24 protein-coding genes are annotated in these 26,536 nt (G+C 36.6%); 7 read left to right on the top strand and 17 right to left on the bottom strand.

From position 1 onward, the window contains the following. Positions 1-111 precede the first annotated feature (111 nt). The 3 genes from HX124_RS10315 (at position 112) to HX124_RS10305 (ending at position 1,957) form a co-directional block, all read left to right on the top strand. Positions 112-1,026 carry a pseudouridine synthase gene (locus HX124_RS10315; RefSeq protein ID WP_286383438.1) on the top strand — a complete coding sequence of 305 codons (915 nt, stop codon included), beginning with the start codon at positions 112-114 and terminating at the stop codon, positions 1,024-1,026. A gap of 102 nt (positions 1,027-1,128) precedes the next feature. Continuing rightward, a complete protein-coding gene (locus HX124_RS10310; protein WP_286383437.1) occupies positions 1,129-1,425 on the top strand; it encodes a type II toxin-antitoxin system RelB/DinJ family antitoxin in 297 nt (98 codons plus the stop codon). Positions 1,426-1,513: 88 nt separating this feature from the next. Next, complete coding sequence (locus tag HX124_RS10305; protein WP_286383436.1) at positions 1,514-1,957, top strand: GNAT family N-acetyltransferase; 444 nt, start codon at positions 1,514-1,516, stop codon at positions 1,955-1,957. 63 nt (positions 1,958-2,020) lie between these two features. Here HX124_RS10305 and HX124_RS10300 read toward each other — a convergent pair whose 3' ends face one another. Further along, positions 2,021-2,743 (bottom strand): pseudouridine synthase, encoded by a 723-nt coding sequence (locus HX124_RS10300; RefSeq protein ID WP_286383435.1) that lies wholly within the window; start codon positions 2,741-2,743, stop codon positions 2,021-2,023. A 123-nt stretch (positions 2,744-2,866) separates the two neighbouring features. Here HX124_RS10300 and HX124_RS10295 point away from each other — a divergent pair, with 123 nt between their 5' ends. Then, positions 2,867-3,328: a DUF441 domain-containing protein gene (locus HX124_RS10295; RefSeq protein ID WP_107008015.1), complete on the top strand. Its 462-nt coding sequence runs from the start codon at positions 2,867-2,869 to the stop codon at positions 3,326-3,328. Positions 3,329-3,450: 122 nt separating this feature from the next. Here the strand turns inward: HX124_RS10295 and HX124_RS10290 are convergent, their stop codons facing one another. The 4 genes from HX124_RS10290 to HX124_RS10275 all read right to left on the bottom strand — a co-directional run bounded on the left by HX124_RS10290 (position 3,451) and on the right by HX124_RS10275 (position 7,071). Continuing rightward, positions 3,451-4,968 (bottom strand): flavin-containing monooxygenase, encoded by a 1,518-nt coding sequence (locus HX124_RS10290; RefSeq protein ID WP_286383434.1) that lies wholly within the window; start codon positions 4,966-4,968, stop codon positions 3,451-3,453. A gap of 151 nt (positions 4,969-5,119) precedes the next feature. Beyond that, positions 5,120-5,818: an LrgB family protein gene (locus HX124_RS10285; protein ID WP_286383433.1), complete on the bottom strand. Its 699-nt coding sequence runs from the start codon at positions 5,816-5,818 to the stop codon at positions 5,120-5,122. After that, positions 5,815-6,195, bottom strand: a complete 381-nt coding sequence (locus tag HX124_RS10280; protein ID WP_286383432.1) for a CidA/LrgA family protein — start codon at positions 6,193-6,195, stop codon at positions 5,815-5,817. Before HX124_RS10280 ends, HX124_RS10285 begins: the two co-directional genes overlap by 4 nt. Positions 6,196-6,249: 54 nt before the next feature. Further along, a complete protein-coding gene (locus tag HX124_RS10275) occupies positions 6,250-7,071 on the bottom strand; it encodes a hypothetical protein (protein ID WP_286383431.1) in 822 nt (273 codons plus the stop codon). A gap of 190 nt (positions 7,072-7,261) precedes the next feature. Between HX124_RS10275 and HX124_RS10270 the strand changes: the two genes are divergently transcribed. Beyond that, positions 7,262-8,662 (top strand): aminotransferase-like domain-containing protein, encoded by a 1,401-nt coding sequence (locus tag HX124_RS10270; RefSeq protein WP_286383430.1) that lies wholly within the window; start codon positions 7,262-7,264, stop codon positions 8,660-8,662. A gap of 180 nt (positions 8,663-8,842) precedes the next feature. On the opposite strand, the gene HX124_RS10265 is transcribed toward HX124_RS10270, so the two are convergent. The 9 genes from HX124_RS10265 to HX124_RS10225 form a co-directional block, all read right to left on the bottom strand. After that, positions 8,843-9,631, bottom strand: coding sequence for a fatty acid desaturase family protein (locus tag HX124_RS10265; RefSeq protein WP_286383429.1), 789 nt, complete (start codon positions 9,629-9,631; stop codon positions 8,843-8,845). A gap of 78 nt (positions 9,632-9,709) precedes the next feature. Further along, positions 9,710-10,489, bottom strand: coding sequence for a Rossmann-like and DUF2520 domain-containing protein (locus HX124_RS10260; protein WP_286383471.1), 780 nt, complete (start codon positions 10,487-10,489; stop codon positions 9,710-9,712). A 115-nt stretch (positions 10,490-10,604) separates the two neighbouring features. Continuing rightward, a complete protein-coding gene (locus HX124_RS10255) occupies positions 10,605-12,089 on the bottom strand; it encodes an OmpA family protein (RefSeq protein WP_502872822.1) in 1,485 nt (494 codons plus the stop codon). A 181-nt stretch (positions 12,090-12,270) separates the two neighbouring features. Further along, positions 12,271-12,669 carry a GFA family protein gene (locus HX124_RS10250; RefSeq protein ID WP_286383427.1) on the bottom strand — a complete coding sequence of 133 codons (399 nt, stop codon included), beginning with the start codon at positions 12,667-12,669 and terminating at the stop codon, positions 12,271-12,273. A gap of 91 nt (positions 12,670-12,760) precedes the next feature. Then, positions 12,761-13,534, bottom strand: coding sequence for a lysophospholipid acyltransferase family protein (locus HX124_RS10245; protein WP_286383426.1), 774 nt, complete (start codon positions 13,532-13,534; stop codon positions 12,761-12,763). A 223-nt stretch (positions 13,535-13,757) separates the two neighbouring features. After that, positions 13,758-14,873: a beta-ketoacyl-ACP synthase III gene (locus HX124_RS10240; RefSeq protein ID WP_286383425.1), complete on the bottom strand. Its 1,116-nt coding sequence runs from the start codon at positions 14,871-14,873 to the stop codon at positions 13,758-13,760. Positions 14,874-14,920: 47 nt separating this feature from the next. Further along, a complete protein-coding gene (gene hrpA, locus HX124_RS10235) occupies positions 14,921-18,775 on the bottom strand; it encodes an ATP-dependent RNA helicase HrpA (RefSeq protein WP_286383424.1) in 3,855 nt (1,284 codons plus the stop codon). 79 nt (positions 18,776-18,854) lie between these two features. Then, positions 18,855-19,286 (bottom strand): hypothetical protein, encoded by a 432-nt coding sequence (locus HX124_RS10230; RefSeq protein ID WP_286383423.1) that lies wholly within the window; start codon positions 19,284-19,286, stop codon positions 18,855-18,857. Between the two features lie 125 nt (positions 19,287-19,411). Then, entirely contained in the window at positions 19,412-19,840 is a 429-nt protein-coding gene (locus HX124_RS10225; protein WP_286383422.1) for a hypothetical protein, read from the bottom strand. 352 nt (positions 19,841-20,192) lie between these two features. Here HX124_RS10225 and ahpC point away from each other — a divergent pair, with 352 nt between their 5' ends. Continuing rightward, positions 20,193-20,756, top strand: coding sequence for an alkyl hydroperoxide reductase subunit C (ahpC, locus tag HX124_RS10220; RefSeq protein WP_068972746.1), 564 nt, complete (start codon positions 20,193-20,195; stop codon positions 20,754-20,756). A 67-nt stretch (positions 20,757-20,823) separates the two neighbouring features. On the opposite strand, the gene dusB is transcribed toward ahpC, so the two are convergent. After that, positions 20,824-21,843 (bottom strand): tRNA dihydrouridine synthase DusB, encoded by a 1,020-nt coding sequence (dusB, locus tag HX124_RS10215; protein ID WP_265935924.1) that lies wholly within the window; start codon positions 21,841-21,843, stop codon positions 20,824-20,826. A 129-nt stretch (positions 21,844-21,972) separates the two neighbouring features. On the opposite strand from dusB, the gene HX124_RS10210 reads away from it, so the two are divergent. Continuing rightward, a complete protein-coding gene (locus tag HX124_RS10210) occupies positions 21,973-23,583 on the top strand; it encodes a tyrosine-type recombinase/integrase (RefSeq protein WP_286377419.1) in 1,611 nt (536 codons plus the stop codon). 135 nt (positions 23,584-23,718) lie between these two features. On the opposite strand, the gene HX124_RS10205 is transcribed toward HX124_RS10210, so the two are convergent. Together HX124_RS10205 and HX124_RS10200 are read right to left on the bottom strand one after the other, a co-directional pair. Continuing rightward, positions 23,719-25,797, bottom strand: a complete 2,079-nt coding sequence (locus HX124_RS10205; RefSeq protein WP_286383421.1) for a catalase — start codon at positions 25,795-25,797, stop codon at positions 23,719-23,721. A gap of 75 nt (positions 25,798-25,872) precedes the next feature. Then, positions 25,873-26,412, bottom strand: a complete 540-nt coding sequence (locus tag HX124_RS10200; RefSeq protein ID WP_286383420.1) for a hypothetical protein — start codon at positions 26,410-26,412, stop codon at positions 25,873-25,875. Positions 26,413-26,536: the final 124 nt, after the last annotated feature.

The following is a 26,536-nucleotide window of genomic DNA, read 5'->3' as shown; positions in this document are numbered from 1 at the left end:
AACACTGCAACCATTTAAAACCTATTCACGATCCCGTAGAATTTAACCAACAAAAGTGTAAAAGCATTTTATTCTTAACCTTGTTTTATCCCAGTTGGATCTCTATTTTTGATGCAAACTTTACATTCAACCTTTATTCCACCCATGATAAATGGTGTGAATGCCAGTCAAGTTTATTTACCCAAATTTGAAAATAGACCTCACTCTTTATTTGATTTTTTATGTGAAAAATTCCCACATATTACCCCAACAGAATGGCAACAACGTTTTCAAGATCAACTTATTTTTGATGAACAAGGTCAAATTTTGACGCTTCACAGCATGTATCTTGAAAATACGCATATTTATTATTATCGTTTTTTAGCACACGAAATTACTGTTCCTTTTAAAGAAGAAATTTTATTTGAAAATGAACATTTTATTGCGATAGATAAACCACATTTTTTAACCATTAGTCCGACAGGTAAGTACTTACAAGAAACACTACTTGTTCGACTTAAAAAACAAACCCAAAACCCCAATCTAACCCCAATTCACCGTCTAGACCGAGAAACAGCAGGTCTTGTTTTATTTTCCAAATGCCCTGATACACGCGGTATTTATCAACAACTTTTTGCAGAACGACAAGTACAAAAGCTCTATCATGCCATTGCACCCTTTAATGCTGATTTAAAGTTTCCACAAACTGTCCAGTTAAGAATGGAAAAAGGGCATCCTTTTTACACCATGCAAGTTGTGACAGGTGAAGTTAATTCAATTACAGAAATTGATTTAATTGAACATAATTTCAAATGGGCAAAGTATCAACTTAAGCCAGAAACAGGTAAGCAGCACCAGTTACGTGTACATTTAAATCATCTCAATATCCCTATAAAAAATGATCCATTTTATCCTGAAGTTTCACATAAAGATGATGCTGATTTTAGTCAACCCTTACAGCTATTGGCTAAAGAATTGGCGTTTTTTGATCCAATTAGTCAACAAAAAATGTACTTCATCTCAAAAAAAGAACTGACATTAGCATGACAACGTAATGACGTTTTGTGTTTTTTGAGTAGCAATTATTGAATTTACATTTAGTTTGATTAAAATGAAAGCTTCAAATTTCACTTATTTTTTGGTTAATTGATGCGAAAAACCGAAGTTTATCAAGTACGTCTTGATTCACAAGAAAAAAAGCAAGCTTTTGCTGTTTTTAAACAATTAGGGATCACACCTGCACAGGCAGTTCGTTTATTTTTCAAACAAGTTGTATTAACCAAATCTATTCCTTTTACTATTGAAAATCAAAACATAGACATGGAGCAATTATTAAAGCTAAAAAATACAAAACGTACAGAAAACACCCAAAAATCAACTTTAGATGAAGAAGACATTTTTGCAGAACTCAATGCCATCTTAAATGAAAAAAGTGACAAAACTTAACAGTGTCGCATTTGCAAACAATTTACTGAGTTGAGCAACCCGTTTTTTCGTTATTATTTCTTAGAATGATAACAACAGAGAGAACAGGATGATCGTCAAACGTGCAACTGAACTAGATTTAAAACAACTTTCTGTCTTATTTGATGAATATCGCCAGTTTTATGGTGCATCATCCAACCTTCAAGAATCTTATAATTTTTTAAAGCAACGTTTTGAAAATAAAGAAAGTGTTATTTTTATTCACATCAAAAATGAAGTGATTACAGGTTTTGTTTTACTTTATCTAGGTTTTTCCTCTTTAGCTTGTTCAACTTATTATATTTTGGATGACGTTTATGTTACGCCTATTTATCGCAGACAAGGCTCAGCAAAACAGTTGATTGATACTGCTATTTTATTTGCTCGTCATGAAAATGCTTTAAGAATCAGCCTAGAAACACAAAAAAATAATTATCAATCCCATCAGCTATATGAGCAAATGGGATTTGTTCGAGATGATGAATTTTCTACCTATCATTGCTTTTTAAAATAAAAATCAATGAAACAGCAAAATTTATAATTTTATTTTTCTATATGCTGAAATATATTCAATGAATTATAACGTGACAATTAATTCATCTAAATTTTTTGCAGCCCGAATCTGCTGCTCATCTAAAAATATAAACTCACCTTGTGCTAATTGCCCTAAATCTAATAACCCCACTTGCTGTCTATGCAATGTAATCACCTTATTTCCTACAGCAGCGAGCATACGTTTTACTTGATGGTAAACACCTTGATGAATCGTTAATGATAATTTATTTTCTGATATTTTTTGTACATCTGTTGCAGCAAAAATACCTTTTTCATTTCGAAGCTCTACACCTGATGTGAGTTTTTCAATTTGTTCCACACTAATTTCATCTGCTGTTTCAACAATATACACCTTAGGTACATGTTTTTTAGGGTGCGTTAATGCTTGTAAGAACTTACCATCATCGGTCAATAAAAGCAGACCTGTTGTATCCTGATCCAAACGACCAATACATTGCACTCCACGATTCAATAACAGGTCATCCACCAAGTCAAAAACACTAAAGTGATGTGTAGCCTGATGAGAACATTCATAATTTTTTGGTTTATTCAGTGCTAAATATACATGTTCACGATAAAGATAAGCTTTACCATCAACTTTAAAGTTTAATTGTTGTTCTGATATTTTAAATTTTAAATCATCAATCACTTGGTCTTCAATTGTTACTGCACCATTTTTAATGAGTTGTTGGCAATATTTACGACTTCCAAAGCCTTGAGATTGTAAAATTTTTTCGAGCAACATTCTGATCTACCATCGTATGAATCTAGCCTAAAGATTGTAGCCGAATCGCCAATCTTTGTATGCCCCATTTAAGATTGTTATACTATTCAAGCTTTCCTCAAATGCTAGTCTCCTACCTTCATGATGAATTTTGCGTCACATCTAGATTTAAACTTAATCGTACTTTTAGTTTTATTGGCATGTGGTATTTTTAGTCATAATAGTGCAGTCACGATTGCTGCTGCTGTATTGATTGTTTTTCGTATCACGCCTCTTAGTGAATATTTTTATCTTCTTCAAAATCATGGGTTAAACATTGGTATCATTATTTTAACGATTGGTGTACTCACGCCTATAGCAAGTGGTAAAATCGCAGGAGATGCTATTTTAAAGTCTTTCCTCAGTTGGAAATCCTTGCTAGCAATTGCGATTGGGATCTTAGTTGCATGGCTAGGTGGACGTGGCGTGAAATTGATGAGTAATCAACCAAATATTGTTGCAGGTTTATTGATTGGTACAGTAACTGGCGTTGCTCTGTTACGTGGTGTACCTGTTGGTCCACTCATCGCAGCAGGTTTATTATCCATTATTATCGGGCTTTCTTAACATTTGACAAAAAAATAGCTCAAAGAGGAGTACTCACTTTGAGCTAAATAAAATCAACACATGAAAAACTTAATGTGTTAATACAAAAAACAATATCATCTAAATTTATCAGAATCAACCGATTATTGAGTGACTTTTGTAGCATTTTCAGGTTTATAGTTCACTCGATATTCGCTTAAATCAAAGTGTTTCATTTTTTGTTTTAATTTAAATGTTGTCCAAGGCCAAACCGTACTATTTTTACCATTTTTATCAATAAAATAGCTTTGACATCCGCCTTTATTCCATACTGTTGTTTGTAATGCAGCTTGAACCTCTTCATTAAATTTTCGAGTAATTTCAGGATGCGGTTCAATTGTATGAATACCTAATTTTAACGCCTGTCGAATTGCATCCATAATATAAGTTAATTGAGCTTCAATAATAATAAATGCCGAAGAACTGACTGCAATATTTGGTCCAAACATTAAAAAACCATTTGGGCAACCTTCAACCATCGTTCCCATATAGCCTTCTGCGCTACCCTGCCAAACATCAGACATTTTTTGATTAAAACGGTTATAGACACGACTGGCTATAGGTGGGTCTGCAATTTCAAAACCTGTGCCCAAAATAATCACATCAGCTTCACAATGTTCACCATTTGCAGCAATCAAAGTTCGACCTTTGATTTCTGCTAGTGCATCCGCAATAACATTTACATTTTTTTGTGCTAATGCAGGATACCAATGATTTGATTGCAAAATTCGTTTACAACCCATAATAAAGTTTGGTGTTAGTTTTTTACGTAATATCGGATCTTTCACTTGAAAGTTTAAGTGCCATTGAGCAATTTTTTGAAATTGTGTCATTGCCGCAGGACTTTGAATTCCTCCATTTATGCTTTCAAAAATCCCATACACTGAGCCGCGCATAAGCTGCTGAGTAAAGGGTAAAAATTTAAACATAGCTCGTACAGGTGCAAGTAATGGCATATCTGATTTTGGCAAAATCCATTGTGCGGTACGTTGAAAAATGGTCAGTTGTTTTACATCTGGTTGAATCTGTGGGACAAATTGAATCGCTGATGCACCTGTACCAATGACAGCAACACGCTTTCCTGTTAAATCAATATCGTGTCGCCAACGAGATGAATGGAAAATTTCACCGTCAAAAGATGTAATTCCTTTAATATTTGGAATCACGGGTTCATGCATTGGACCACATGCCATAATCGCAAATTGAGAGCGAAACTCCCCTTGATTTGTTTGAATAATCCAACACTCATCTTCATCTGACCATGTTGCTTGTAATGCCTCATGTTCCAGTTTGACATGTGGCATAATTTTATATTGATCAGCAACATCAAATAAATACGCTTTGATTTCAGCTTGAGGGGCAAAGACACGACTCCAAGCAGGATTTGGTGCAAATGAATAAGAGTATAAAGCTGAAGGAACATCACAAGCACAACCAGGATAAGTATTTTCACGCCATACCCCACCTAATTCTGAAGCTTTTTCTAATAGCACAAAATCATCTATCCCCATTTCTTTGAGCTTAATGGCTGCACCTAAACCAGCAAAACCACCACCTAAAATGGTCACGCGATGATAATGATCGAAATCACTTAAGTTTTCATTTTTTTTGTTGTGTTGCATGTTTTAAATCACGAAATAGCACTGCAAATCAATCTGTCAAAACCTGACCTATTTGTCAATTTCCTGATTAGACAGTTTTAAGCATTCTGTGATGCTTTTTGCCAGTGTTCACCTATTATCAATAATTTAACAAAATTTCAAAAATACCATTTTAAAAAATTAAAAATTGGCAAATTCTGACAATAAAAGGTGCAAATAACACCATCAAAATACCTGAAATAATCATGGATAAACTGGCAATTACACCTTCTAATGTATGGCGTTGACGAGCTTTGGCAATGCCCATTGCATGCGCTGCATTGCCCAATGCTGCCCCTTGTGCGATACGATTTTTAAAATTCATCCAAAGCAATAACATATCGCCAAAAAGCAGACCGACCAAGCCCGTGATCACGGTAAATAACGGAATTAAACTGATGGATCCACCCAATTTTTCTGTTAACACCAAGGCAAATGGAATGGAAATGGAACGCGCCAATAAACTGTTGGTGACAATATCATCAAAATCAAATGCTTTTGCCAATGCCCAACTACTCAACATACCCACCAACATGGCAACCGCTGAACTGACAATCAGCACTTTGAAATGCTGTCGAATCATTTCCCGATAACGGTACACAGGAATGGCAAAAGCCACGGTAATGGGTCCAAGCATCGCCACCAGATATTGGGTATATCCATAATAATCAGAAAAATCATGATGCAGGATCACAATCAATAGCATGCTCAGTAAAGGCACCGTAATAATGGGTGAAAAATAAATTTTCTGGGTTTGAACAAAGCATTTTTTTGCAAAAAAATAGCACAAAACCGTCCACACCAAATAAAAAATACCCCAAAACTCAGTCATGCCTCGACATCCTCATCCAAAAACAGTCGCACTGTTCCTATTGATGCCATCATCACCAACGCTGTACTGATAAAAATCACCACAAAAATTTTCCAGCCACTGTGCCAAAGCAACTGTTGATATTGAAGAATCCCGACCACAGGCGGAATAAAAAACAGGAGCAAGTCAGCCAGTAACACATCTGCACCCTGTTCCACCTGAGTCAGTTTCAGTCCGTTAAAATGCAATAATAACAGTAAGATAAAAAAACCCAACACACCGGATGCAATCGGAATATGCAGGATTTTTTGTAAAATAAAACTCAACCCCCAAACCAATAGAATGACCGTTATTTGTCGTGCAATAGTGACCATATTGCCAAGCCTGCCTAAACGCATGGCACATTATCCTGATACCTTAAACGCCGAGACAAGGGTAAGCCCAAAATCGCTTTAAGCGAGAAATTGGACATGTTTGAGACTGGCTTGATGCTGTAAACGGGTCTGCATATATTCGGCATATACCGATAATTTTTCATAAATATGTTCAGCATAGAACATATCATCCACCAAATGCGTCGCCTGAGCACGGTTATAACTGCCATAGCACAATAACAATTGTGCATTGAGCGTGGCAAATTTCCCACACAAGGCAACATATTGATCATCCTTGTTTTTAAATAACAGTTTGCGCATATTCACATCATCAACTGCGATGATTTTATCCTGTGGATCAGTGCTAATCACATGGATGACCACCCTGAAAAACTGTTCAATTTCGGCAATGATGGCAATATCCAGTTTCAATGCGGTAATCAGGAAAATTTGTGTAACATCGGCACGGCACAAAGCTTTGAGCAAGGAAAAATATAAAAATTCCACTTCGTCTAATTCATTTTCATCCAAATCCAGATATAGATTTAAAGCAGACAATACATCATCAATTTTCAAATTTTGTTTTTGTTCCGCCTGATAATAACGGTTCAACACATTGAGTACAGATGGCGTTGCAGGGCTATGGTAGATCACACTTTGATTCAGATTTGCCAAAATAAAGGGCGCAAATAAAAAAGCCAGACTGCTCTGTTGCTCTTGAATGGCAGATTGGGCAATATAATGTACTTTGGAGGTGGAAAATTCACGTAAAACTTTGGCACGTAATAAAGTGGCTTCCAGATTGACATAGTGCTGTTCGAGTTTTTTGTGTAGCCGCTCTGAAAAGCCTTGCTGCTCAATCAGCATTGAAATTGCATTCATTTTTTCAGTTACAAACACCGTAGCACCTCTGCCCTTTCATCCTTTATCTTTAAAGATTTTAGATCCTAAGTCTAAGAGTGTGTAGCTACAAAAAGTCAGGAAAAAACTATAACAACATCATCAGCACAATTCATTCTGTTATATTTTATAATATTTAAAATGTAAAATTTCATCCTCATCTTCCGTCCAATCTTTTGAGTGCTTTCCTATGTACAAATCAGAACAACTTGCTCTCAGTCTCAAGCACTTGATTGAAAGTGGTGCATGGAAAGCTCACGAAAAATTGCCTTCTTTGCGACAACAGGCGGAAACATCAGGATTCAGCTTAATTACAGTCATGAATGCCTATCAAGAGTTGGAGGCGCAGGGACTGATTTATTCCAAAGAAAAACTGGGTTATTTTATTGCTGAAGATCCAGACAGTGTGGAAATTGCCAAGACAGTGATTCTGAATGAAAAAATAGAAATTAACTCAACGGTGTTTCGTTATTTAAAATCCATCCAGTCGGAACAGATTGTGCCCTTTGGGATTGCTTTTCCAGACAGCCAATTATTGTATTCTTCCAAGCTCATGCAAACTTTGGCACAGCGTGCAAGACATCGACTCAGCTATGAACAAATGCCAAGTTTGCCTCCAGGCAATCTGGAACTACGCAAACTTATTGCACAGCGTTATTGTATGCAAGGCATTCCCACCGATCCTTCCGATATTGTCATCACGTCTGGTGGTCTGGATGCGCTGAATCTGGCTTTACAAACCCTGACCAAACCTGGGGATTATATTTTACTGCAAGAAACTATTTTCTATGGGGCGTGGCAGGCGACAGAACATCTGGGTTTAAAGGTCATCACCATTCCTGAACACCCTGAACATGGACTCGACCTTGAAGCTTTTAAAAATGCTGTGTCAAATTATCCAATTAAAGTCTGTTTACTCATGCTCAACAGTCACAACCCGATTGGGTTTACGGTCAGTGATGAGATTAAATTACAATTGGCAAAATTATTGCAGGAACATCAGATTTATCTGATTGAAGATGATGTGTATGAAGAACTCTATTTTGATCATAAAAAACCCTTGTCGATGAAGTATTTTGATCAACAAAATCTGGTCTTGCATTGTTCTTCTTTTTCTAAAACACTGGGCGCAGGTTTTCGTATTGGTTGGGTTTATGCAGGCAAATTTTCTGAAAGTATTCAGCATTTGCAATTGATGAGTACGCTCTCCGTCAATTCATTTATTCAAAGTGCCTTGGCAGATTATTTGTCACATCGTTATTATGAAAAGCATCTCAAAACCTTAAGAAACACCTTAAAGCGTTTAAAAAATCAGTATTATCAATATCTCAGTAAAAGATTACCTGAAACATGTAAGGTGCATTATTATCCATCGGGCTATTTTTTATGGATCACTTTGCCTGAGCAAATCAACAGTAATATGCTTTATCATGCATTATTACAACAAAATATTGGTATTGCTTCGGGGGCTTTATTTTATCGTTCAGAACAAGCACCGCATCATCTTCGGATCAATTGTTCATTTGAATTAAATCAACACACTCAAAATGCTTTAGATCTATTTATTTCTGCCATTATTCACTTTAAATAACTTCAGCGTTATTTTCTGATTGATTGGCTTATTTACTTGAAAAAGACTGTAATATCTTGTTTAGCTTTTAATTTTTGAATGATTTAAAAATCCGTCATCTGCATAAAACTGACAGATTTCATGAATCAGTTTAAAAGCTGATATTAAAAAATCATGCTTATTTTTTCATTTTTAGAGCGACTAAAATACTTCTCTAATTTCCACATTTGGATCATAAGCATCTAAACGCTTTGCCAACACATGTAAATGCCGAGTGGGTACAGCAGGAAATAAATGATGCTCTACATGATAAAACATATTATAAGTCACGACTCGCTTAAACTCATTTCTCACAGTACGTGCCATATAAATATGATCTTCAGTATCATGATGGACTGTCCAAACTGCAAAAAATGCCGTCATACATTGTCCTATTAGCATTGCCAATACATGATATTTTAAAAAAGTAAAATCTAAAATTGCAAAAACTAAAATCAGAAATAATACATTTGCAATCAACTCTGCAAACATCCATTTTTTCTGAGTTTTTGTGCCAACTTTAAATGCTTTTTGATGCAACATGAGTGGAAAAAATGGACCAAATAATAAGGCTTGCCACCATTTCATACGGGCACTTTTCGCTTCAACATCTTCATCTTGCATACAAAATTGGTGGTGTCGTAAATGATTAATTTGTACAGCATGCATTGAACCTAACATGAGAATGCTTAATACCCACATGACCCAATGTGTTTTTTCTCGGCTTATTCCAAGTGCAAAATGAAAAGCATTATGCACTTGACGTAAGCCTGTTAAAAAAAACATAAACGAACAAAATAATGCCAATGGATACCAAGCCAAATACGCAAAAGCCAAAGATGCACATAACCAAGGTATTGAAATCAATAATTCAGAAATAACATCTCTTGTTTGTAAATGTACTAAATCTTTCCATTGCACGACTTTTAATAAATATTGTTGATCATTCATTTTTATAAGTTTTTATTTAGAGAATAAAGTGACTATAAAATGAACATATTTTCTTTGCAAGCTAAATATAGCTTAAGACTATTCTATTTTTTGTCGACTGATAATCTGCTCACTTAACATGCGGTAAATATCAGTCAAATGAGGTTGTTGTGAAGCAGCTAACATTTCTTGATGCATATTCAAAATTACATGGTCTCCACGCATCGCAGGACCTGTTTGCATCAATCTAGGTTCATTTTGAACCGCTTTTTGAGCGGTTTCTAAAATCAAAGGAGACAATAAACTAAAATCTACTTGTTGAGCATCAAGAACTTGTTTTGCCATGTCATAACATGCATTACTAAAATTACAGGCAAATACAGCAGCTAAATGTAAACTCAAACGCTGCTCTGAAGAATAGAGATAAACCCTATTACTTAGGCTATTTGCAATTGTTTCTAGTTTTTGTTGACTCGCTGCGGACTGTGCTTCAATAAATAAAGGGGTATTTTCCCAGTCAATTTCACGATCAAAACTAAAGGTCTGTAAAGGATAAAATACGCCTACATTCTCATAATGGTCAGCCAATACTTTTAAATGTGTACTTCCAGAACTATGCGCAACCAGTGTATTTTTTAAATAAGGTTTGAGCTGCTGTATCACCTGCGCAATAGCTTGATCACTTACAGCAATAACACATAAGTCTATATTATCTTGAAAATCTTGAAGATGATGGATTGCTTCTGCCTGCACAAGACTGGCAAGTTTTTGTGCATTTTCAAAATGAGTACTAAAAATTTGTACGATTTGATACTGCCGAGCAAAAGCCTGTGCTAAATGGGTTGCAACTCGACCCGAACCAATAAAACTTATACGCATCATGTCAATTTCTCAATTTTAGACTTTATTTCTAGCTGCATATTTTCAAGATAATCTAAAATGAAAGCAAATAAAAACGAGCGACCTAAATCGCCCGTTTTAATGCTATTGGTGATTATTGCGTTTTTTCTTCAACCCCGTTGTTATCTACTTCACGCACTGTACCTGTTTCAGTATTAATCACTTCAAACTCAATGCGGCGATTTTTAAATTGCCCTTCTTTGGTTGCGTTATCTGCGACAGGTTGGTCTTGACCAAAACCTTGTGCTTGTAATTTACTTGGGTCTACACCTTTTGCAACCAAATAATCTACAACCGATTTTGCTCGTTTTTGTGATAATGCTTTATTTGCTTCAGCATTTCCTGTCGAGTCGGTATAGCCTTTTACAACCAATTGTACATTCGGTACTTTATTCATTAACGCTGCGGCTTGGTCTAATACCGACTTATTCACATCAGGAATCTCAGCGGATGCTGTCGCAAAGTTAATGATCTGTAAGTTTAATGCAGTCGCAATATCTAAGGGACGAACTTGATTTGGGTCAATATTGCTCAAAGCTGCTTTCGCTTTGTCAATGCTGCTTGTCACCGCTGCACCCTCATCTAAACTTGCTGCTTCACCTACAACGACTTGCACATCTTTGACCAACGGTGTGATTTTATCTGCTAACGCTTTTAAACTCGCAGTATCTGCACCTTGTAAAATGATTTGATTTCCTGTCCACACCAAATTGACATTTGGTACACCTTTCAACAATTTTAATACACTCACTAAAGCATTCTGATCTACGAGAGCTGCATTAAAATTATTACTCGAATCTACACCACAACCATTTTGATGGCTAAAAATTTGTTTGACTTCTTTTTGTAAAATATCAATATAATTTGCATCACCAATCTTTGCCTGACATGTGACTAATGCACCTGCTTGGTCTGTTGAGATTTGGAAATATGCAGGTTGCTGACTAGGACTTGTCATTGTGCTATTGGTGACGGGGGTTGGCTCTTCTGTCTTACAACTACGCAGTAGCCAAAAAGCCAAAAACAATAGAATCAATAAAGCAATTAAGGCTGCCCAAAAATTTGATTTTTTCTTCTCCTCCACAACAGGTGTTGGTGTAACAGGAGGAACAGTCTGTGATGTTGTATTTGCTGTTGCAGCTAAAGTACCTAGCCCTAAAGCGGCTAAAATCCCTCGCGCCCAAGGAGCTAAGCCTGCAGAAATTGCATCATAATTTTGTTCTAAAAAATGCTGTATTACAGCAGGGTCATGAGAGCCTGCTTTATCTTCTAATACATTTAAGGTCGCTGGAATTGACCGATTTAAAACATTTTCAATTTCACCATGAGGCACATGTTGACTAACACTATCTAAATACTGTTCCTTCAAAGTGCTATGTGTATTAAATAAATCATCTAATCTTGGATTTAAATTATTTTGAAACAACGAGATTAAACTGGGCTTCGCCTTTAATACAGTTAAAAGAAAAGGGAAAAACTCAGCCAATGCTGTACTTTTCTCTGTTAAATACGTCGATTCACCTTTTAGTACTATGGGGGTCACTCTTTCTTTCAATAATGAAATCAGATCCATTTCAATACTCCTCACATGAAATTTTATTTGTTATGTGACTTTTTATTACATGGATCAGTATGCGCCGAAAAATTCGGCAAATTATTTAAGTTTTGTTATTTTCCTTAAACTTATATAAATATGGAATGCGTTATTTTCTCGTTAAAAACAAATAAAATTACACTAAAATATCGCTATATTTTCGTTTTTAATTGAGCCCTTCGTGGAATTTTTTAGCATCACCTAAAATCTCAAACCATGCTGCTTTATAGTCGATAAAAGCATGTGATGCAATATGTGCACTCAATGGTTCATTGATGATTCCGACTCTTAAACGAATCACTTCTGGTAAATCTAAACGCGCACTAAATAAAGGGGAACCACATGCTTTACAGAACACGCGCTTCTTATTCGCAGTTGCAAAATATTCTGAAAATAATGCTTGCCCCTGTAAAATTTCTAAGTATTTAGTTTCAATGGGTGCAATGGCAACAAAAGCTGAACCTTGTGCTTTTTGACATTGCCCACAATGGCAAACAAACACTTGAGGAATTTCTGTATTAATTTTAAGTTGAATTCCGCCACAAAGACATGAAGCTGTATACATGATTTCATCATTTTAATTTATTTTGATAGAGACTAGATTAGCTGACATTGATGTAAATGGAAGTATTATCAATAGAGAAAATTTTGATTATTTATTTACAATCACTTTCTCGATACACTTTTAAAGCTTCAATTTCAGCATAAATCAATTGCTGTAAATCATCACGAAACTGAATCATATCCTCCATGTTTTCAATCTGATCAATACTTAAACGTGGCATAAACTTGAAATAAAATGGAATTCTTTTGGGGATAATATGCTTTGGAATCGAAGGAATCACCTCGCCATTTCTCAAAAACGAACCTATTTTTGGATTGGATAAAATTTTATTAAACCATTTTTGCTTTAACAGCATATTGACATCAAAACCCAGCTCAAAGACTTCATCTCCACCCAAAGCCACAAATGGCGCAATGTCATAGCCAAATTCCTGTGCCAGTTTTAAAAAGCCATAACGTTGCTTCCAAATCAGTTGATAAGCTTCACCCTTTCGTTTAATGACTTCACGACCTCCACCCGGAAAAACCAAAATGGAATAGCCTTGTTGCATGGCTTGTTTGGCATATGCTTGCACGCCATCGACACCACCGACACGTTTCACCACTTCTTTCCAGACAGGAATATGAAAGTGCATATGATCTGCCAAACTGACAATGGCAATTTTATGTTCATTATATAAATAGTCGATGAGAATCGGAGAATCCAGCACACCATAAATAGTATGGTTTCCCACATACATGGCAGGTTTTTGAGGATTGAGATGTTCAGCCCCTAAAAAAGTGGGACGAAAATAAAAACGTTGCAATGCACTGATTGCACGTAATAATTTGGAATTATGTTTAATTTCTAATTGTTTTTTTACCATACTGTATCCCTACAAAAACTTATTTTTAGATAAATCATTTAATCTCCCCTAACCCCTCTTTTAAAAAGAGGGGAATTTTGCGTATCCACTCAGACTTAGTTAAGTGATACCCCTCCCTTTTTTAAAGGTAAGTAGTTTTGCTACGCAAGGGGAGGGATTATTTTTAAAAACAAATCATCCAAGAGATCACATTGTTCATTGTTTTTACTCATATTTTCAGTCATCAAACCACATGCTTTTGCACAAGAATCGAACCCACCGAATAACCCGCACCAAATGAACACAGTACGCCATATTCACCATCATTGACCTGATCTGCAGTGCGATGCAACGCAATGATCACACCCGCAGAGGATGTATTGGCAAACTCATCCAAAATAATTGGCACTAAATCAGGGTCAGCTTCCGCCACTTGTTTACCCACAATCAGTTTTAAAATCAATTCATTCATATTGGCATTGGCTTGATGCAACCAGAAACGTTTTACATTTTCAGGCTGAATGCTGTTCTTTTCCAATTGCGTAGAAATGATTTTCGCAACCAATGGACACACTTCTTTAAAGACTTTACGCCCATCCTGACGGAATTGTTTATCATCACGAGATGTCAGTTCTGAACCATTTAAGAAACCAAAGTTATTGCGGATATTGTTTGAAAATTGCGTGAATAAGTGTGTATCCACAATTTCAAAACCTGTTTTGCTGTCTGTTTCTTCAATGATCGAAGCTGTTGCCACATCACCAAAAATAAAGTGACAATCACGTGAACGATAGTCAGTATGACCTGAAGTAATTTCCACATTCACCAACAACACACGACGTGCACCTGTTTTCACTGCATCATAGGCTTGTTTTAAACCAAAAGTTGCAGCCGAACATGCAACGTTCATATCATAAGCATAGCCTTGAATGCCAAGCGCGGTTTGGATTTCAATCGCAACCGCAGGATAGGCACGTTGTAAATTTGAACATGCCAAAATCACCACATCGATATCTTCAGCAGTTACATCTGCATTTTCCATTGCTTGCTTCGCAGCCATTACGCCCCACTCAGCCTGAATAGAAAGCTCTTCATCTGAGCGTTCTTCCAGGCGTGGACGTAAACGATTAATGTCCAACACACCTGATTTTTCAATCACATAACGGCGTTTCACACCTGAAGCTTTTTCAATAAAATCTGCACTCGAACCACGACGTGCAGTCACTTCACCGGCTTCAATTTTTTCAGCATTGACACTGTTAAATTGTTCCACATAAGCATTTAAACAATCCACCAACTCTTCATTGGTAATCACTTCTTCAGGATGATATAAGCCTGTTCCTGTAATGCGGATGCCCATGGAAAACTCCTTTTCTGAATTCACAAATATTTCAAATTATTTCTATTCTAACTGATTCCGAGCTTTTCCCATACTTTTTGTATACGGGTTGCTGAAATTGGCATCTTGGTTTTCATCGGTTGAGAGAACAAGGAAATCCGTAACTCTTCCACCATAAAATACACATCTTTGACACGTGGATCCTGTTTAAACTTAAACAATTTATCCATCCACGGATCAACGTCTTTAATTGCAGCATCATCTCGACTTAGATTATTCGGCAAACGATCCAAACGCAATAACAATGCTTTTAAATAACGTGGATATTCTTGCCAAACATCAGCCGATTTTGTATAGACAAAATTCGCCAGATTCATCAAATCAAGCTGATCTTCGATATCATCCATATTTTTGCCAAATACATTTTGATCCAACACAAGCAATTGCTGACGAATCTGTTGCCATTGAATATAAATATCACTGATCAGTTTCAAGGCTTCCTGACCATGACTTAAAAATGACTTTTTCACATCTGCTGTTAATGTCGCAAATTCTTCTGCATTAATGGGTAACTTTTCAATGCTCATTTGTAAGGTTGCATAAACCAGCATTTGTTCAAGCTGAGTGCGATCACCCAATGGCGAATAAGCCAGCGCCAAAGGTTTAGAGATTTGCTTTTTCAACTGACGGATCAAATCGCCCAATTGCAAATGAATCAGTCGAATCACCCCTTCACGGTGTTGCTTAATCGCTTCATCCTGATCATTGAAGGTTTGAATCACCACACCCGATTCATCTTTTGCATCCAACTGCGCAAATGCTTTGGTTGCCACAAGCGCCTGATATTGTTTCACCACCACGCCTGTGACTTTTTGCGAGGCTTCAAACACAAACTGTTCAGGGAACGTTTTAAACTCACCTTTCAGTTGTTTGACAGGGCTATGTGTTTCTGTACGGCAACGTGCTTTTAACTCGTCAAGATCACGTCCTTTTTCAATCAATTTACCTTTTTCATCAATCACTTTAATCAAAGGAATCAGATATTGATCAATACGTTCAAACGAAAAATCTTTGGCGGTAATTTGCTCGCCACGCAATTGAAATGCTAAAAAGTCGAAAATATGTTCACGTAAATGCTGTGCATCCACCGCTTTCATCAATTTATTGGCAGTATCAGGGATTGGTACAAGATTACGGCGTTTATCTTTAGGCAAAGCTTTTAATAGGGCTTCAATCAAATCTGAACGCCAACCGGGAATTCCCCACGACCAAATATTTTCATCCACTTGTGGCAGGGCTTGTACAGGAATTTTAACCGTTGCGCCATCTTCATCATGACTTGGGTCAAAACGATAGGTCGCTGCCAAACGCAATTGACCATTGTGTAAATAGTCTGGGAATTGTTGCGTGGTTGGACGATCATTCATCCACAAGTCATCATCATCCACAAACAAATAACGTGGATTTTTCGGCTCAATCGTTGCTCGCCAATCTTCAAAACTACGACGACTGGCAATTTCCGCAGGTACTTTGGATGCATAAAACTGGTAAATGGTTTCTTCATCCACCACCAAATCACGACGACGTAACTTATCTTCAACGCGTTCAACTTCTTCGAGTTTTAATAAATTGTGCTTTAAAAATGGCGGTGTTGTGCCTAAATTTCCTGTGGTCAAAGCATCACGTAGGAAAATTTCATGTGCCGCAGGCTGATCTACTTTTTCATAGTTGGTGGCACGTTTTGGCTCAATAATTAAACCAAACAGTGAAATTTGATCATAAGCATTGACTACACCCGGTTTTTTCGCCCAATGCGGCTCAAAATAATGATGTTTCAATAAATTTGGTGCAGCCAATAAAATCCATTCAGGTTCAATTTTTGCCAAAGTCCGCAAATAAACCTGCGAGGTTTCCACCATTTCAAATGCCATCACCCACGGCGTATTGGTTTTATGCAAGACAGATGCAGGGAAAATTCGGGCTTTTTGCTGACGCACTGCCATATAGACATTTTTTTCATCCGTTTTATTGGCAATAAAAGACAATAGACCTGTCAGTAATGCACGATGCAGATTTTCATAACTGGCTTTTTTGTCATTAAAAGACAGTTTTAAACCTTGAGCTAAATCAAGTAATTGCTCATGGGTTTTTTTCCACTCACGTAAACGCAACCAACTCAAAAAATGCTGTTTGGCAAAAGTACGACGTTTATTTTCAGTTAAATTTTCACGGTTTTCTGTCAGGGTATTCCATAGTTTGATATAGAATAAAAAGTCCGAATCCACTTCTTTAAACAACGCATGTTTCTGATCTGCTTGCATTTGCTTATCGGCAGGACGTTCACGCGGATCTTGCACTGCAAGGGCTGCGACAATAATCAGGACTTCATTTAAAACACCAAAATGCGCACCGCCTAAAATCATACGGGCAAGGCGTGGGTCGATTGGCATTTTCGCCATTTGCTGACCGATTTTAGTTAAATCGTCCTTGTGTTCATTATACGCACCCAACTCAATTAACAACTTACGACCATCATTCACCAAACGATGATCAGGTGGCTCAATAAAATCAAAAGACTCAACCGAACCTAAGCCTAAACTTTGCATCTGTAAAATCACCGATGCCAAATTGGTACGCTTAATTTCAGGTTCGGTAAATTCAGGACGACTTTGAAAATCTTCTTCACTAAAAAGACGAATACAAACACCCGGTGCAATACGACCACAACGCCCTTTCCGTTGATTTGCGGCTGCCTGTGAAATCGCCTCAATCGGTAAACGCTGCACCCGTGAACGATAGTTATAACGCGACATACGCGCAAAACCACTGTCAATCACATAGCGAATATTCGGTACAGTTAAAGCTGTTTCTGCAACGTTTGTGGCAATAATAATGCGTCGTCCACTACCTGATGGATTAAAGATTTTTTGTTGTTCTGCCAAAGCCAATCGTGCATATAACGGTAAAACTTGGGTATGTTTTGGACCAAACTTATGCAACGTTTCCTGTAATTCCCGAATTTCTTGTTCGGTACTGGCAAAAATCAGAATATCCGCATGTTCAGGATGCCCTTTACTTTCCGCATCATGAAAACATTCTTCTACCGCACTGACCACCGCACGCGGTAGATTTTCTTCAAAATCATCAAAGTCATCGTCATCACTGCCACCAATGGTCATTTCTGAAATTGGACGATAACGGACTTCTACAGGAAAACTGCGCCCTTCAACTTCAAAAATTGGTGCATCATTAAAGTACTGACTAAAACGATTTACATCCAAAGTTGCAGAGGTAATGATAATTTTTAAATCAGGACGTTTTTTAACAATGGTTTTTAAATAGCCCATGATGAAGTCAATATTCAGTGAACGTTCATGCGCTTCATCGATAATAATCGTGTCATATTTATTTAAATAACGGTCATTGGAAAGTTCAGCCAACAAAATCCCATCCGTCATCAAACGAACAATAGAATCATTGGAACCTTGCTCATTAAAACGAACTTTGAAGGAAATCGACTCACCGAGTTTTTGCCCCACTTCTTCCGCAATACGTTGTGAAACACTGCGTGCAGCCAAACGGCGTGGTTGGGTATGACCAATCATACCCGTCAAGCCACGACCTGCGAGCATGGCAATCTGTGGAAGCTGTGTGGTTTTACCCGAACCTGTTTCCCCTGCCACAATAATAATCTGATTATTTTGAATCGCTTCAATCAATTTATCTGCATATTGTGTGACAGGCAGATCTTGATTCAGTTTAATGGTGGGTAAACTTGCACATCTTTTTTTAACTTGTTGATTAGATTTTTCAAATAGTTCTTGAAATTTTTCTGGGTTGGCTTCTTTGCCTTTTTTAAGCCGATTTAAACGATGAAGATCACGAACCATGACCAATTGATCGACATTAAACTGATTTGGCACAGATGCACATTCCTAAATATTAAAAATTGAACCGTATATTTTACGCTGTGCGCTTATAGAATTAAAGATCAATCTATTTTCAACGCTTAGATTTAAATAAATACAGCACGACAACCCCGCAATATACATAAAACATCACAACTGAGATCAACAATATATAATGGTTACATAGAAAAATACTGTCATAGATGACTTGATAAAAAGGTGCTGTAGAAAACATATTCATCGGAATTACAAGGCACAAAAGCAGGAAAACATTGATGAGCAAAAACCAAATTTTAGTTCGAGTAAAACCAAGAAAAACAGCAAAAAATATTCCGATGATTCCTGCAAAAACAAAAAGCAAAGGCTCATCCGATGTAAAGCCATTCAGTTGATTAAAATAAGTCACGCCTTCCGCACCATAACCTGTTACACAAAAAGCGTTATCATGGGCAAATGCAACAAAGGTACTTAAGGACGCAAGCACTAAAATAAAAATTGCGATAAATTTATAATAATGAGTAGCCATTATTTTCATCGTCCCCCATGATGTTTGAATCTGTCTTGACGATCTGAAAAATACAACAACTTGCCAATAATAAGAAAACTAAAATGATGATTTTATAAGTATTGATTTCAAATATTTTTGTATTTTTAAAATTCATGAAAAATAAATACTAAACTTAAAATAAAAAATAGCAATTCTCCAATCACCCACAGCAAGAGCCAATAATTTTGACAATACACAATACTGTCATAAACCAAGCCCAATACCGAAGGTGAATCGATCATGGTACTCAGGAAAATCATTTGCAGCACGATCAGTATGGCAAAAAACAACACATACCATCCCCGATGATAAGACAACAGTAAGGGAAGCAAGAAAATCAATGCCGTCATGGCACACATGCCAAATATACTTGGATCTTTACTGATACCGCCATTTAACTCATCAAGTGACCAGACTGTATTTTGACCGATATATTCATATAGACAAAATGCATTATCTCCTGCCAGCAGAGATAATGATGAAATCAGCAAAGCCAACACAGCAATAATGCGAATACTTTGATCAATGATCATTTTATACAATTTTATGCCAAGCCATGAGCATCTTAGCTGAATAAAATATATACACTAAAATATTTTTTATTTCTTTTTTGCAACAATACCCTTGAAAAGCACTGTCACTGACTGCATCTTGTTTGTGTATTTGATTGGATTGTTTTGTCATTCAATTAACATATTTTTAATGTATCAATCAATATTGAAAATTGTCTTGTATGAACAAAATGATCTTTTGAAGAAATAGTTTTCGTGTTTGGTTAATTCGCTTTTTCCGATATTAACCATAAAAAAATACTATTTCCCCAATAAAGAAATATACTTTATGCTAATTTTAAATTAGATACTCACTTCAATCATGGAGATAATGATGAGCTTAATTAATACTGAAGTTAAACCATTTAAAGCACAAGCTTTCCAAAACGGTCAATTCATCGAAGTTACAGAAGCTGATCTTAAAGGTAAATGGTCTGTAGTTTTCTTCTATCCAGCAGATTTCACTTTCGTTTGCCCAACTGAATTAGGTGACCTTGCTGACAACTATGCTGAATTCCAAAAATTAGGCGTTGAAATCTACTCAGTTTCTACTGACACTCACTTCACTCATAAAGCTTGGCATGATTCTTCTGAAGAAATCAAAAAAATCCAATACGTAATGGTTGGTGATCCAACTTGGACACTTGCTAAAAACTTCGAAGTATTAATCGAATCTGCAGGTCTTGCTGACCGTGGTACTTTCGTTATCGATCCAGAAGGTAAAATCCAAATCATCGAAATCAATGCTGGTGGTATTGGTCGTGATGCATCTGAACTTCTTCGTAAAGTTAAAGCAGCTCAGTATGTACATGCTCACCCAGGTGAAGTATGTCCTGCTAAATGGAAAGAAGGCGAAGCAACTCTTGCTCCTTCAATCGACTTAGTTGGTAAAATCTAATTTCAATTAGATTTAACTGCTTAAAAAAACCACGCTTTTAGCGTGGTTTTTTATACGCAAAGCTAAATTATTTAATTTCAAGTAAGTTTACATTTTCAACTTGAACATCACTCATGATCTGTCCTTGATCAAGTAAGTGATTAAAATAATTTTCAACAACTTTTGCTTGCTCAATGGTACTTTCAACTTTATACATATTTTGACGAAATTCATTACTTGAACGCAAGCCCTTGGTATACCAAGCAATATGTTTCCGAGCAATACGACAACCTGAGTATTCACCATAAAATTGGTAAAGCTCAGATAAATGCCCGAGTAATACTTCTTTTACTTCCTGAATATCTGGTGCAGCTAAATGTTCGCCCGTTTCTAAATAATGTGCAATTTCACGAAAAATCCAAGGACGACCTTGCGCAGCTCGACCAATCATGACCGCATCGGCTCCTGTATAATCCAAAACATATTTGGCTTTTTCAGGGCTATCAATATCGCCATTTGCAATAACAGGAATAGACAGCATACTTTTCACTTCTTTGATTAAGCTATAACGTGCTGTATTTAAATACATATCTTCACGCGTACGCCCATGTAGTGCTAATGCTGCGATGCCTGCTTCTTCAGCTCGTTTGGCAACTCGCATAATATTTTCATGACCATTTAAAAAACCTAAACGGGTCTTTAAAGTCACAGGAACATCTACCGCAGCCACAACAGCATCTAAAATACGAGCAACTAAATCTTCATCTTTGAGTAAAGCTGACCCTGCCAGTTTATTACACACTTTTTTAGCTGGGCATCCCATATTAATATCAACAATTTGGGCACCATTTGACACTTGATAACGTGCAGCTTCAGCAAGTTGCTCAGGTTCTGAACCTGCAATTTGTGCTGAAATCGGCGCCAATTCACCATCAAAATTAGCACGATACAGACTTTTTTTGGTCATACGTAAAGTTTGATCAGATGTCATCATTTCACTGACGGCATGACCTGCACCAAAGTATTTACAAAGAGTCCTAAAGGGACGGTCTGTGACTCCTGCCATAGGTGCGACCCAAAGTTTCTTACTTATTGGTTTATCAAACAATTCTTTAACTACATTGTTTTGACTCAATTTCTTTAACCTCGTTTAACTTCTTTGAATCGACTCTTATTGACTTCTAGCACCCTGTTGTTGCACCCTGATTGCACCGTAGAAATCTCAGGGTGCAATTTAATGGGTACAGTCACTAAACGTCAACTATTGGATGGCACTATACGCTATCGTGCTCAAGTTCGCATAAAAAAAGAAGGCTACCCTGATTTCAAAGCATCCAAAACTTTTAGTAAAAAATCTTTAGCTGATGAGTGGATTAAACGCACTGAAGCTGAAATAGAATTGAATCCAGATAAAATTCTTAACCCTGTTGCTGAAGTCAAGCAAGCAACATTGGCTGATTTCATTAAAAGGTATTTAAGCGAGGCAGATAATTTTGCTCGTACAAAAACAGGAGCATTAAACTATATATCTAACATGGAGATTGCAGAGAAGAATATTTATTCATTAACACGTCAGGATTTTGCGGATCATGCAATTTCTAGACGCAAGGGAGACCCTTTAAAAGGAATTGATGGTGTTGCTCCATCTACCGCTTTAAAAGATATGAGTCATATTAAAGCCGTTTTGGTTCACGCTGAATATGTTTGGGGTGAGCAAATTGAGAATGTTATTTCTGAGTTTGATAAATCTTTAATTGGCTTACGTAAATCACGGATTGTAACTAAATCTAAAGTACGAGATCGATTACCCACCAATGATGAACTGCAAGCTCTCACAACACTTTTTTATCAAAAATGGAAACGTAAACGCAGATCCATTCCAATGCATTTAATCATATGGTTTGCCATTTATTCAGGTAGACGTGAAGATGAGATATGCTCTTTGAGACTCTCTGATTATGATAAACATAATACACAATGGCTCGTGCGCGATGCTAAGCATCCAGATGGGTCTGAAGGAAACCATAAATATGCCCACTTTGAACCTAAGGCTATCGACTTAATTAATAAATTTTTAGATAAAGAAACACGCGCTCGAATGCTTGAATTAGGTGGCGATGAAAAATTATTAATTCCAATGAATGCAGCAACTATTTCAACATACTTCACCAGAGCGTGTTCTCAACTTGAAATTGAAGATCTTCGCTTTCATGATTTACGGCATGAAGCTGCAACTCGTTACGCTGAGGATGGTTTTTCTATCCCTAAACTTCAAACAATTACTTTGCATGAATCATGGAACACATTAAAAAGATATGTGAATTTAAAGAAGCGTGGTGAACGACGTTTAGACTTTGCTGAAGCAATTGGTCATGCTGACTCTGACTATAGCAGTCACTATAAAGAGTGGAATAAAACTCAACGTGCTTTTGGTGCAATGGATATTCTTGAAGCATATGATTTAAGTATTAATAGTGAAATTGATGTTCCATATCAATTTATTAAAAATCAGATTGCTGAATTTATTGAGCACCACAAAAAGAATAAGTTTTTTATTAGAAAACATGTGAAAAAATTACAAACAGAGCATCCATTTTCTTGGAATAAAGAGAAGCAAGAGTTTTACATATCTGAAATTCAAATAGCTTGGGAAGACTGGTTCTCTGAGTGTGGTGAAGTAGATTGGTCTGAGCTACCAGCTGAAACTTCGCATTTTAGTTTTAAGAATAATCGTGTTATTAGGTTGTTTAAAAATCGGGTGCTTGAATTTGAATATGAACTAAATGCATGGCTAGACATTTCAGACTCATACTTCTTTGATGAAAATTACCATATTGAGAAAAGATAAAGTTAAGGAGCCGCCTATCTATAAAGGTAGGTGGCTCTTATCAATAGTTTCAAATTTTATATTGAGCAACTCATAGCTACTCTCAATGAATAGAAATCAAAGCTATAACAAAAAAGCTTCATAGTACCATTGCATTTAAGCAGGTATTTCTTTTGCTACCTCTTCTCTATCCCAGTTTCTATGTTGCTGAATAGCATTTTTGAAATCTTTCTGTATAGATAAAAAATCTTCAGTTATGAATACACTTTGGTCTTCTTTAATATTTAACACCTCAATAATTTTGGATTTATCTCCTACCAAAACGATTGGCTTCAAATGTTTATAAGTTTCTAATACATAGTGCTTGGCAACACCATCAGATTTAAACTTATCAAAATTATTACCATCAACAACGACAATAGCATCGTAAGTTACTGAAGGCTCACCATTTTGACGACCATCTACTTTGATCTCTTGGTCATCATCCGATTTTACAGGTGCAGCACTTGGAGCTAAAACTTCTGCGATAGCATTATTCTCTTCCGCCCATTTTTTAATTTTATTTACAGTGGTGGCATTTGCACCATCATGTACAAGTACTGCTATTTTACGTTGTGCAATATCAAGGGCAGGAAAAGCATCTATACTAAGCTTTTTGGAGATTACTATTTCTGAATTGGGCGATTTAATCTTTGCTTTCTCCACATTTAGTCCTAGTTCATTTGCTACATAATGGGCTAAATCTTCATCAATTTGACTTAGTAACTCAGATACTACACGCTGTCTAATTTCTTCCGCCTGCACCTTAGATAATTCAAATGCATAAGCATCCTTCATGTGTTGCTGCTCATGTTTGCTTAAACTACGATAATGCAAAGTAGCTTGAGAAAAATGATCTGCAAAACTTTCAGCACGAACACGCAATTTACTGCCTTGAACTTTTTCTGGATAGCTAGTAAATGCTTGCTTATCATCTGTTGCTTCCCGCGGATAATTATTATCTACTGAATTGGGTTCATAATTAGCCTTACCTTTATGGATATGTTGATTTGCAAATCCACCACGACGATTTGTATGAAACGGACATACTGGTTTATTAATTGATATTTGATTGAAATTAGGTGTACCTAAACGATGCAAGTGTGTGTCTGTATAACTAAATAAACGACCTTGCAATAAAGGATCATTACTAAAGTCTATACCAGAAACAATATTTGCGGGAGAAAAAGCGACTTGCTCTGTTTCTGCAAAGAATTCATCAGGATTTCGATTTAACACAAATTTACCCAATGGCGTCACAGGCACTAATTCTTCTGGTACAAGTTTAGTTGGATCTAAGACATCAAACTCCCACTCCAATGCTTGTTCTTCTGTAAAAATTTGAGCACCTAGCTCCCACTCAGGATAATTTCCCTTTTCGATTGCATCCCATAAGTCTCGACGATGAAAGTCAGGATCCTTACCATTGAGCTTTAATGCTTCATCCCAAACTACTTGCGCTACACCCTGCTTTGGTGTCCAGTGAAATTTCACCAAGAAAGCTTCATTTTTATCATTAATTAGCCTAAAAGTATGAACGCCAAAACCTTGAATAGATCGTAAATTTCGAGGAATTGCACGATCTGACATCACCCATGTTGTCATATGTGCAGCTTCCGTATTTAAAGAAACAAAATCCCAAAATGTATCGTGAGCAGATTGACCTGTAGGAATTTCATTATGATCTTCAGGTTTTACTGCATGAACAAAATCAGGGAATTTAATAGCATCTTGAATAAAAAAAACAGGAATATTATTACCCACTAAATCATAATTACCTTCCTGAGTATAAAATTTTATGGAAAAACCACGTACATCGCGGACAACGTCCGCAGAACCTCGTCCTCCTTGAACTGTGGAAATCCGTACAAATATAGGAGTTTTTATATCAGAGTGTGTTAAGAAATGAGCTTTAGTCCATTTTTCATTCCCTTGATAAGCCTCAAAATATCCATGAGCACCTACACCTCGTGCATGTACCACACGCTCCGGAATACGCTCTCGATCAAAATGAATTAACTTATCTCTGAGCAAAAAATCCTCTAACAAGGTTGGACCACTACTACCTATACGTAAACTGTTTTGATTATCTTCAACTTTAACTCCTAATGAGCTTGTAAGAGTTTTATTTTGAGGATCTACATAGGCTTCCGATTCGAGCTGCTGAATTTTTTCACTTTTATTCTGTTTTGACATTTGTATTCCCTTATATGGTGAAGTATTAATATAAAGAAAGGGACCTAAAAGCCCCTCTCTTTTTTAACTTGTCATTTAGTGAGTTACCCGATTCCACGCATCTCGTACAGCATGTTTCGCTTCTTCCCAAGTTAAACGTGAAGTACCCTTCACCTGTTCCCATTTCAACTTTAAGTCATGTTCCGCATCTTCAAATCGCGTTTCAGCAGGATATTCACTACGACCTGTATAACCTAGATGATAAGCTGAACGATAATCTTTGTCGTAATCTAGATCGCTATAAGTATTTAAGGTATCTGCATAATAAGGAGTGCTATTGGCTGTGCTACGCCAATAAGCTTCCTCTTCAGTCGGGTTCACTGCCTCAGCTGCACCTTTACCAGCCAAACCACCTACAACAGCACCGACTACACCACCTACAACAGCTCCAATTGGACCACCAACAGCACCTACTGCCGCACCAGCTGCTGCACCACTAGCTGCACCAAGACCTGTACCAACAGGATGAGCTCCTGGTTCACCTGTAATAGGGTCAGCATTTAAATCATCTCTTTGTTCTTTTGGTAAATCTTTAACTACTTCACGATCAATTTCAGGTCTATTTGGATTTGTCATCTTCTTATTCCTCTTAAAATTATATTGATTTTCTTTTTTTAAATGTAGCATTTATACATTTAAAAAAAGTAATATCTACTATATTTCACCCCTTATTTTTATGATGTATCTCTAATGTAAAAAA

The sequence above is a fragment of the Acinetobacter sp. 226-1 genome, from assembly GCF_030329325.1.
Lineage (GTDB): Bacteria > Pseudomonadota > Gammaproteobacteria > Pseudomonadales > Moraxellaceae > Acinetobacter > Acinetobacter sichuanensis.
This window is presented reverse-complemented; position numbering and strand designations above follow the sequence as displayed.

Bases quoted from the DNA above. Each gene is read 5' to 3' on its own strand.
- HX124_RS10285 (WP_286383433.1), bottom strand. From the start codon at position 5,818: ATGACTGAGTTTTGGGGTATTTTTTATTTGGTGTGGACGGTTTTGTGC.
- HX124_RS10270 (WP_286383430.1), top strand. From the start codon at position 7,262: ATGTACAAATCAGAACAACTTGCTCTCAGTCTCAAGCACTTGATTGAA.
- HX124_RS10310 (WP_286383437.1), top strand. From the start codon at position 1,129: ATGCGAAAAACCGAAGTTTATCAAGTACGTCTTGATTCACAAGAAAAA.
- HX124_RS10300 (WP_286383435.1), bottom strand. From the start codon at position 2,743: ATGTTGCTCGAAAAAATTTTACAATCTCAAGGCTTTGGAAGTCGTAAA.
- HX124_RS10290 (WP_286383434.1), bottom strand. From the start codon at position 4,968: ATGCAACACAACAAAAAAAATGAAAACTTAAGTGATTTCGATCATTAT.
- HX124_RS10305 (WP_286383436.1), top strand. From the start codon at position 1,514: ATGATCGTCAAACGTGCAACTGAACTAGATTTAAAACAACTTTCTGTC.
- HX124_RS10295 (WP_107008015.1), top strand. From the start codon at position 2,867: ATGAATTTTGCGTCACATCTAGATTTAAACTTAATCGTACTTTTAGTT.
- HX124_RS10210 (WP_286377419.1), top strand. From the start codon at position 21,973: ATGGGTACAGTCACTAAACGTCAACTATTGGATGGCACTATACGCTAT.
- HX124_RS10265 (WP_286383429.1), bottom strand. From the start codon at position 9,631: ATGAATGATCAACAATATTTATTAAAAGTCGTGCAATGGAAAGATTTA.
- HX124_RS10240 (WP_286383425.1), bottom strand. From the start codon at position 14,873: ATGGGCATCCGCATTACAGGAACAGGCTTATATCATCCTGAAGAAGTG.
- ahpC (WP_068972746.1), top strand. From the start codon at position 20,193: ATGAGCTTAATTAATACTGAAGTTAAACCATTTAAAGCACAAGCTTTC.
- HX124_RS10225 (WP_286383422.1), bottom strand. From the start codon at position 19,840: ATGATCATTGATCAAAGTATTCGCATTATTGCTGTGTTGGCTTTGCTG.
- HX124_RS10230 (WP_286383423.1), bottom strand. From the start codon at position 19,286: ATGGCTACTCATTATTATAAATTTATCGCAATTTTTATTTTAGTGCTT.
- HX124_RS10260 (WP_286383471.1), bottom strand. From the start codon at position 10,489: ATGCGTATAAGTTTTATTGGTTCGGGTCGAGTTGCAACCCATTTAGCA.
- HX124_RS10315 (WP_286383438.1), top strand. From the start codon at position 112: ATGCAAACTTTACATTCAACCTTTATTCCACCCATGATAAATGGTGTG.
- HX124_RS10245 (WP_286383426.1), bottom strand. From the start codon at position 13,534: ATGGTAAAAAAACAATTAGAAATTAAACATAATTCCAAATTATTACGT.
- HX124_RS10205 (WP_286383421.1), bottom strand. From the start codon at position 25,797: ATGTCAAAACAGAATAAAAGTGAAAAAATTCAGCAGCTCGAATCGGAA.
- HX124_RS10200 (WP_286383420.1), bottom strand. From the start codon at position 26,412: ATGACAAATCCAAATAGACCTGAAATTGATCGTGAAGTAGTTAAAGAT.
- HX124_RS10280 (WP_286383432.1), bottom strand. From the start codon at position 6,195: ATGCGTTTAGGCAGGCTTGGCAATATGGTCACTATTGCACGACAAATA.
- HX124_RS10250 (WP_286383427.1), bottom strand. From the start codon at position 12,669: ATGTATACAGCTTCATGTCTTTGTGGCGGAATTCAACTTAAAATTAAT.